The 7,714-nt window shown below is 70.1% G+C and carries 9 protein-coding genes; 6 read left to right on the top strand and 3 right to left on the bottom strand.

Annotated elements, in window-relative coordinates; all coding sequences use genetic code 11:
* From A5714_RS07125 to A5714_RS07115, 3 genes are all read left to right on the top strand, one after another.
* A partial coding sequence (locus A5714_RS07125; RefSeq protein ID WP_197513594.1) for a PLP-dependent transferase occupies window positions 1-357 on the top strand: 357 nt, incomplete at its 5' end.
* Window positions 358-368: 11 nt separating this feature from the next.
* Window positions 369-1,505: a homoserine O-acetyltransferase gene (locus A5714_RS07120; protein ID WP_068284189.1), complete on the top strand. Its 1,137-nt coding sequence runs from the start codon at window positions 369-371 to the stop codon at window positions 1,503-1,505.
* Entirely contained in the window at window positions 1,502-2,236 is a 735-nt protein-coding gene (locus tag A5714_RS07115; RefSeq protein ID WP_068072145.1) for a class I SAM-dependent methyltransferase, read from the top strand. The genes A5714_RS07120 and A5714_RS07115 overlap by 4 nt, the downstream gene beginning before the upstream one ends.
* Before the next feature lie 4 nt (window positions 2,237-2,240).
* On the opposite strand, the gene A5714_RS07110 is transcribed toward A5714_RS07115, so the two are convergent.
* Entirely contained in the window at window positions 2,241-3,608 is a 1,368-nt protein-coding gene (locus A5714_RS07110) for an HNH endonuclease signature motif containing protein (RefSeq protein ID WP_068284186.1), read from the bottom strand.
* A 566-nt stretch (window positions 3,609-4,174) separates the two neighbouring features.
* Here A5714_RS07110 and A5714_RS07105 point away from each other — a divergent pair.
* On the top strand, window positions 4,175-4,804 hold the full coding sequence (locus A5714_RS07105) for a DUF732 domain-containing protein (protein ID WP_068066605.1): 630 nt from the start codon (window positions 4,175-4,177) through the stop codon (window positions 4,802-4,804).
* Here the strand turns inward: A5714_RS07105 and A5714_RS07100 are convergent.
* Both A5714_RS07100 and A5714_RS07095 read right to left on the bottom strand, forming a co-directional pair.
* A complete protein-coding gene (locus A5714_RS07100; protein ID WP_068066602.1) occupies window positions 4,801-5,082 on the bottom strand; it encodes a DUF3017 domain-containing protein in 282 nt (93 codons plus the stop codon). The two genes, A5714_RS07105 and A5714_RS07100, sit on opposite strands and share 4 nt — an antisense overlap.
* Entirely contained in the window at window positions 5,079-5,924 is an 846-nt protein-coding gene (locus A5714_RS07095) for a bifunctional methylenetetrahydrofolate dehydrogenase/methenyltetrahydrofolate cyclohydrolase (RefSeq protein ID WP_068066599.1), read from the bottom strand. Before A5714_RS07095 ends, A5714_RS07100 begins: the two co-directional genes overlap by 4 nt.
* An 85-nt stretch (window positions 5,925-6,009) precedes the next feature.
* Between A5714_RS07095 and A5714_RS07090 the strand changes: the two genes are divergently transcribed.
* A complete protein-coding gene (locus A5714_RS07090) occupies window positions 6,010-7,236 on the top strand; it encodes an NADH:flavin oxidoreductase (RefSeq protein ID WP_068284183.1) in 1,227 nt (408 codons plus the stop codon).
* 24 nt (window positions 7,237-7,260) lie between these two features.
* A partial coding sequence (locus A5714_RS07085) for an FHA domain-containing protein (RefSeq protein WP_197513593.1) occupies window positions 7,261-7,714 on the top strand: 454 nt, incomplete at its 3' end.

Genomic DNA, 7,714 nt, shown 5'->3' with positions numbered 1-7,714 from the left:
GAGCGGGCCAAGAAGCTGGCGCCGAAGGGTACCGGGGCGGTGCTGGCGTTCGAGCTGGCCGGGGGCATCGACGCCGGCAAGGCCTTCGTCAACGCGCTGCAGCTGCACAGCCACGTCGCCAACATCGGCGACGTGCGCTCGTTGGTGATCCACCCGGCGTCGACCACCCACGCCCAGCTCTCGCCGCAGGAGCAGCTGACCACCGGCGTCACGCCGGGGTTGGTCCGGCTGGCGGTCGGCATCGAAGGCATCGACGACATCCTGGCCGACCTCGAACTCGGGTTCGCCGCCGCCCGCAAGTACGGCGCCGCAACGTCCGATACCGGCTCCGACCCGCAGGCCGTGGCTGCGTTCTAGAGGAGTCGGCCATGACCATCTTCGAAGTGCCCACCCAGACGCTGCCCGCCGAAGGCGAGATCGGCTTCGTCGACATCGGTTCGCTGACCACCGAGAGCGGCGCGGTGATCGACGACGTCACGATCGCGGTCCAGCGCTGGGGCGAGTTGTCGCCCGCCCGCGACAACGTGGTGGTGGTGCTGCACGCGCTCACCGGTGACTCGCACATCACCGGCCCCGCCGGTCCCGGGCATCCCACCGCCGGTTGGTGGGACGGGGTGGCGGGCCCGGGCGCGCCGATCGACACCGACCGCTGGTGCGCCGTGGCCACCAACGTGCTGGGCGGTTGCCGCGGTTCCACCGGGCCCAGCTCGCTTGCTCGGGACGGAAAGCCTTGGGGCTCAAGGTTTCCCATGATCACCGTGCGCGACCAGGTGGCGGCCGACGTGGCGGCGCTGGCCGCGCTGGGCATCAACGAGGTCGCCGCCGTGGTCGGCGGATCCATGGGCGGCGCCCGCGCCTTGGAATGGATGGTCGGCCACCCGGACCGGGTGCGGGCCGGGCTGCTGCTGGCGGTCGGCGCGCGCGCCACCGCCGACCAGATCGGCACCCAGTCCACGCAGATCGCCGCGATCAAGGCCGACCCGCACTGGCAGGGCGGCGATTACCACGGCACGGGCCTCCGTCCCGACGCCGGGCTGGCGATCGCCCGCCGCTTCGCGCACCTGACCTATCGCGGCGAAGTGGAGCTCGACCAGCGGTTCGGCAACGACAAGCAGGGCGGCGAGGACGGGCGTTACGCGGTGCAGAGCTACCTGGATTACCAGGGAGACAAGCTGTTGGCCCGCTTCGATGCCGGTAGTTACGTCGCGCTGACCGAGGCGCTGAACAGTCACGACGTGGGTCGTGACCGCGGCGGCGTGCCCAGCGCACTGCGCGGTTGCCCGGTGCCGGCCGTGGTCGGGGGCATCTCCTCGGACCGGCTGTACCCGCTGCGCCTGCAGGAGGAGCTGGCCGAGCTGTTGCCGGGCTGCGCCGGTCTGCAGGTGGTCGAGTCGATCTGCGGGCACGACGGGTTCCTCGTGGAGACCGACGCCGTGGGCGACCTGATTCGCCGCACGCTCGAGCTTGCCGACGGGGATGGCGGCGAAGGCACGTGCCGGCGGTGACCCGCTCCCGGCAAGACCAGTCGCTGTCGTTCGGCGCGGCGGCCGCCGCCTACGAACGCGGGCGCCCCTCGTATCCGCCGGAGGCCATCGACTGGCTGCTGCCGGTCGGCGCCCGCAAGGTCCTGGACCTGGGGGCGGGCACCGGCAAGCTGACGACCCGGCTGGTGGAGCGCGGCCTCGACGTGGTGGCGGTCGATCCCATCCCCGACATGCTCGAGGTGCTGCGCACCGCGCTGCCGGAGACCCAGGCCCTGTTGGGCACCGCGGAGGAAATCCCGTTGGAGGACAACAGCGTTGACGCGGTGTTGGTGGCGCAGGCCTGGCATTGGGTGGATCCGGAACGCGCCATCCCGGAGGTGGCCCGCGTGCTGCGGCCCGGCGGTCGGCTGGCGTTGGTGTGGAACACCCGCGACGAGAGGCTCGGCTGGGTGCGGGAATTGGGACGGATCATCGGCAGCGACGGCGACGCGGGCCGCTTCGACGTGGCACTGTCACCGTCGTTCAGCGAGCCGGAGCGCCACCTGGTCGAGTGGACGAATTACGTGACGCCGCAAGCTCTTATCGACCTGGTGGCGTCGCGCAGTTACTGCATCACCTCCCCGACGGAGGTCCGTAGCAGGACGCTCGCCGAGGTGCGCGAATTGCTGGCCACCCATCCGGCACTGGCGAATTCGACCGGCCTGGCGCTGCCCTACGTCACCGTCTGCATCCGCGCGACACTGACAGCCTGACGACTCACCCCGCGCCGTCGTCCTGATGCGGCTTGGCGTTGTCGTCATTGTCGTTGGTGCGCAACAGCTTTTCGGGGTGGTGGTAGGTGTTGGTGCGGGGTTGGCCGCGGTCGAGGTCCGGTGGGGGGATCCATTCGGTGTCGCCGTGGGGGTTTTTTCTGGTGGTCCAGCCGCCGGGTTGTAGGAGGCGGTGGTGGGGTCCGCAGGCGAAGGTGAGGTCGTCGATGTCGGTGCGGTGGGTGTGGGCGTAGTCGGTGACGTGGTGGACTTCGGTGTAGTAGCCGGCGGTGGTGCACCCGGGTGCGGTGCAGCCGCGGTCTTTGGCGTGCAGCATGATCCGTTGGCCGGGGGAGGCCAGGCGTTTGCTGTGATACAGCGCCACCGGCTTCGCATCGTCGAACACGGCGAGGTAGTGGTGGGCGTGGCTGGCCAGGCGGATGACATCACTGATGGGCAGGGTGGTGGCGCCGCCGGTGCGCCCGGTCCCGGCGGCGGCCTGCAGCTCGGCCAGGGTGGTGGTGATGATGATGGTCGCGGGCAGGCCATGGTGGCGGCCCAGGTCCCCGGAGGCGAGCAGGGCACGCAGGGCGGCCAGCAGGGCGTCGTGGTGGCGTTGGGGTGTGGAGCGGTGATCGCCGTCGATGGCCTGCTGTGACGGCGTGCCGTCAACACACGGGGTGTGCTGGTCGGGGTTGCACATGCCGGGGGCGGCGAGTTTGGCTAGGACGGCTTCCAGGGTGGCGCGGGCCTCCGGAGTCAACACGGCGCGCAGTTCGGACATGCCATCGGGCTGTTGGGGCCCCAGGGTCATCGCGCGGCGGCGGGCGCGGTCGGCGTCGTGGTAGGTGCCGTCGGGGTTGAGGCAGTCGGTGAGGATGGCGGCCAGGGCGCTGAGTTGTTCGGGCCGAAAGCGGCGGCCGTGGTCGGCGAGCAGGGTCTGGGTGTGCTCGCGGGTGGGGGCATCGATGCAGCCGGGCAGCTGATGGTAGAACCGGCGGATCACCGCGACCTGTTCACCCCCGAGCTCACCGGCGCGTTGGGCGGCCGCGGCCGCGGCCAGCAGCGGCGGTAGGGGTTGGCCGGTGAGCCCGACGCGCGGACCCAGATCGGCCGCGGCGCCAACCCGGCGGGCGGCTTCGGCGCGGCTGATCAGGGTGCGTTCGGCCAAAGCGTGGGACAGTTTGCCGCCCAGCTCGTGCGGGGCGGCGTCGCGGGCCAGGGCGTTAATCACCGGGTGTTCCAGGGCGGGCAGCATCCGACGCACCCGCTCAACGCGCTCCAATACCGCGAATTTGTCGTTGGTTGCCCAAGTGGCGCAGTGGGATTCGGCCGCTTGGCCGACCGCGGCCTCGATGGCATCGAAGGCCGCCATCACCCGCTCAAGATCAGCCGAACCGCTTGCACTCACACCGCCAAACTAGCCACCACCACCGACAAAAACCGGCACGTTGGGGCAAGGGAAACACAAGTGACACAAGTTGTTTGGCGCAGTTTAGCCACCGCTGAAACGGGAGCAATAAGCGCTGTCAATACACGGCGACGCTGACCAGAGGTCATCGAAATACCCTGTCGTGCATCGGCATTACTACCGGACGGGACGCTGACGCACGCAACGCGCGCGCTCCCCGACGAATCATGATGCGCCCCAATGCAGCATTGCTCAACGTCGCCGGTTTGCCACGACGCCCCCACACCGCACCGCGCGGTGTGACGTTGGCCTTCCGATGGCCTTCCGATGGCCTTCCGATGTCCTTCCGATTTTCCCGCGACGACCTATCCGGCTACGCTGCCCAATAATTCACGAGGCCGACGTCGTGACCTCACGAAACGCTTATTGTGCGAACCTTGATCCCACCGTGTCGTAAACGTGACCGCGATGGCTCAGAGTTCTCAACGAGATCGAGTGCCTCGCGCACTCCGGGCCCAGGGGGAGGCTGCATGAAGGCACTGGTTCGCACGCACAGGTGGATCTGGGATTTCCGTCATCAGCCCCTCACCATCCGGCTGCTCGCCGTGGCCGCCGGGTTGCTCACCGCCGCGGCGACGCTGGCGGCACCGGCCGGGGCCGACGCGGGCACCGACGACAGCTTCATCGACTCGCTCAACCACGCGGGCGTCGACTTCGGCGAACCCGGGAACGCCATGTCCGTCGGCCAGTCGATCTGCCCGATGCTCGCTCAGCCGGGCGGCAATTTCGCCGCGGTCGCGTCCAGCGTCTCCGGCCGGGGCATGTCCCCCACGATGGCCCGCATGTTCACGACCATCGCCATCCAAACCTACTGCCCGGAGGAAATGGCGAACCTGGCGGGCGGCAACCTGTCGGGCGCCATGCCGGGGCAAATCCCGGGCATGGCCGGTCAGATCCCCGGCATGCCGGGACAGCTGCCGGCGGCGGGGCAAATCCCCGGCATGACGGGCGGCCAGCTGCCGGCCATGGCCGGTCAACTCCCGGCGATGGCGGGCCAGCTCCCCGGCATGACGAGCGGCCAGCTGCCGGCGATGGCGGGCCAACTCCCGGCGATGGCCGGTCAGCTCCCGGCCATGGCGGGGCAACTGCCGCGGGCCTAACCGGTTCCCAGCGGATCGATGGTGAACGCGATATAGACCATCGACGCCCCGACGGCCGCAGTGGTGAGGAAGTCGATTCCCTTGCTGCGCACCACCAACAGGCCGGCGCGGTCGTCGGGCAACGCCAACCGCAGCAGCGCCGCGACACCGACACCGATCCCGATCAGCAGCGCGCCGCGGCGCCAGAAGTTCGCGCCCACCAAGACCAGCGCCGTCACGAAGATCAGGCCCACCATCAGGATCGGCCATTGGCTCCGCAGGACGGTCCGCGCGCTCATCCCCGCTCGGCCAGCTCCACGACGTTCGTGAGCAGAAAAGCGCGGGTCAACGGGCCCACCCCGCCGGGATTCGGCGACACGTGGCCCGCCACGTCCCACACGCCGGGATGGACGTCGCCAACCAGGCCGTCGTCGGTCCGGCTCACCCCCACGTCCACGACCGCCGCCCCGGGCCGCACCATGTCGGCGGTCAGCATGTGCGGGACCCCGACGGCGGCCACGATGATGTCGGCCTGCCGGGTCAGCGACGCCAGGTCGCGGGTGCCGGTGTGGCACAGGGTCGCCGTGGCGTTCTCGGAGCGGCGGGTCAACAGCAGCCCCAGGGGGCGCCCGACGGTGACGCCCCGGCCGATGATGACCACGTGCGCCCCCGCGATCTCGACGTCGTAGCGGCGCAGCAGGTGCACGATGCCGCGCGCGGTGCATGGCAGCGGGGCCGCGACGCTGAGCACCAGGCGGCCCAGGTTGGTCGGGTGCAGGCCGTCGGCGTCCTTGTTCGGGTCGACGCGCTCCAGCGCCGCGTTCTCGTCCAGGTGCTTGGGCAGCGGCAGCTGCACGATGTAGCCGGTGCAGTCGGGGTTGGCGTTGAGCTCGTCGATGGTCTCGTTCAGCGTGGCGGCGCTGATGTCGGCGGGCAGGTCCCGCCGGATGGAGGTGATGCCGACCTTGGCGCAGTCGGCGTGCTTGCCGCGGACGTAGGCCTGCGAACCGGGGTCGTCGCCGACCAGGATGGTGCCCAGCCCGGGGGTGCGGCCGGCCGCGGTCAGCGCGGCCACCCGTTCCTTCAGGTCGACGAAGATCTCGTCGCGGGTCGCCTTGCCGTCCAGCGTGATTGCGCTCACGGGCTCAGTCTTTCATGGCCGCCCGGCGCGCCCGGGATCGGCGACCCCCACCACCTCGGGTTGTGATCCCCGTTACGCTCCTGGCATGCCCTCTGACCAGCCCACTGCGCCCGACGTCTTCTCACCGGCAAAGCTGGGGCCCATCACCCTGCGCAACCGCACCATCAAATCGGCCACCTTCGAGGCGCGCACCCCGCACGCGCTGGTGACCGACGACCTGATCGAGTACCACCGGCTACCCGCCGCGGGCGGTGTCGGCATGACGACCGTCGCCTACTGCGCCGTCTCCCCCGGCGGCCGCACCGAGGGCAACGGCATCTGGATGCGGCCCGAGGCCGTGCCCGGCTTCCGGCGGCTCACCGACGCCATCCACGCCGAGGGCGCGGCCGTCAGCGCACAGATCGGCCACGCCGGGCCGGTCGCCAACGCCAAGTCGAACAAGGCCAAGGCGCTGGCGCCGGTGCGGTTCTTCAACCCGATCGGGATGCGGTTCGCGCGCAAGGCGACCCGCGACGACATCAACGACGTCATCGAGGGCCACGCCAACGCCGCGCGGCTGGCCATCGAGGCCGGGTTCGACGCCGTCGAGATCCATCTGGGCCACAACTACCTGGCCAGCGCGTTCCTGTCGCCACTGATCAACCGGCGCAACGACGAGTTCGGCGGGTCTTTGGAGAACCGCGCCAAGCTGGCCCGCGGCATGGTGATGGCGGTGCGCCGCGCGGTGGAGAAAGAGGGCACGCCCATCGCGGTCACCGCCAAGCTCAACATGACCGACGGCGTGCGCGGCGGCATCAGCACCGAGGAGTCGCTGATCACCGCGAAATGGCTGCAGGACGACGGCGGGCTGGACGCGATCGAGCTGACCGCGGGCAGTTCGCTGGTCAACCCCATGTACCTGTTCCGCGGCGATGCGCCGCTCAAGGAGTTCTCCGGGGCGTTCAAACCGCCGCTGCGCTGGGGCATGCGCATGACGGGCAAAAAGTTCCTGCGCGAATACCCCTACCGCGAGGCGTACCTGCTGCGCGACGCCAAGCTGTTCCGCGCCGAACTGTCGATGCCGCTGATCCTGCTCGGCGGCATTAGCAACCGGGAGACCATGGACCTGGCGATGGCCGAGGGCTTCGACTTCGTAGCGATGGCCCGTGCGCTGCTGGCCGAGCCGGACCTGATCAACCGGATCGCCGCCGACAGCGCCCGCACCGGGGTGCTGTCCGCGTGCACCCACTGCAACCGGTGCATGCCGACGATCTACACCCGCACCCGCTGCGTCGTCACGGGCGCACCCGACACCGTCGCCGCCGCCCGGTAGACCACAGGGTCGCAAGCTACAGTTGTGGCGATGTCCGCCCCAGTCCCACCGACGTTGACCGTCCATCACGAAGGATCGGAACGCACCTTCGCAGCGGGCCATGACGTGGTCGTCGGCCGCGACCTGCGGGCCGACATGCGCATCACCCACCCTCTGATCTCGCGCGCACACCTGCTGCTGCGCTTCGACCAGGGCCGCTGGCTGGCCATCGACAACGGCTCGCTCAACGGCACTTTCGTCAACGGCCGGCGCGTGCCGGTCGTCGAGATCCACGACGGGCAGTCGATCAACATCGGCAACCCCGACGGCCCGCAGCTGACCTTCGACGTCGGCCGCCACCAAGGCATGGCCGGGCGCCCGCCGCAGACCGAGTCGATGAACATCCCGGTGGCCGCGCAACCGGCCGGCGTCGCCGAGCAACAGGTCGAACGCGCCCGTCGAGGAGTCGACCGCGGCGTGGTAGCACGGCGCGATGGGG

It is taken from the genome of Mycobacterium sp. E2462, assembly GCF_001672685.1.
GTDB lineage: Bacteria > Actinomycetota > Actinomycetes > Mycobacteriales > Mycobacteriaceae > Mycobacterium.
Note: the sequence above shows the minus strand (reverse complement) of the source record. Positions and strands in the feature narration are given on the sequence as shown.

Bases quoted from the DNA above. Each gene is read 5' to 3' on its own strand.
- A5714_RS07120 (WP_068284189.1), top strand. From the start codon at position 369: ATGACCATCTTCGAAGTGCCCACCCAGACGCTGCCCGCCGAAGGCGAG.
- A5714_RS07110 (WP_068284186.1), bottom strand. From the start codon at position 3,608: ATGGCGGCCTTCGATGCCATCGAGGCCGCGGTCGGCCAAGCGGCCGAA.
- A5714_RS07105 (WP_068066605.1), top strand. From the start codon at position 4,175: ATGAAGGCACTGGTTCGCACGCACAGGTGGATCTGGGATTTCCGTCAT.
- A5714_RS07100 (WP_068066602.1), bottom strand. From the start codon at position 5,082: ATGAGCGCGCGGACCGTCCTGCGGAGCCAATGGCCGATCCTGATGGTG.
- A5714_RS07090 (WP_068284183.1), top strand. From the start codon at position 6,010: ATGCCCTCTGACCAGCCCACTGCGCCCGACGTCTTCTCACCGGCAAAG.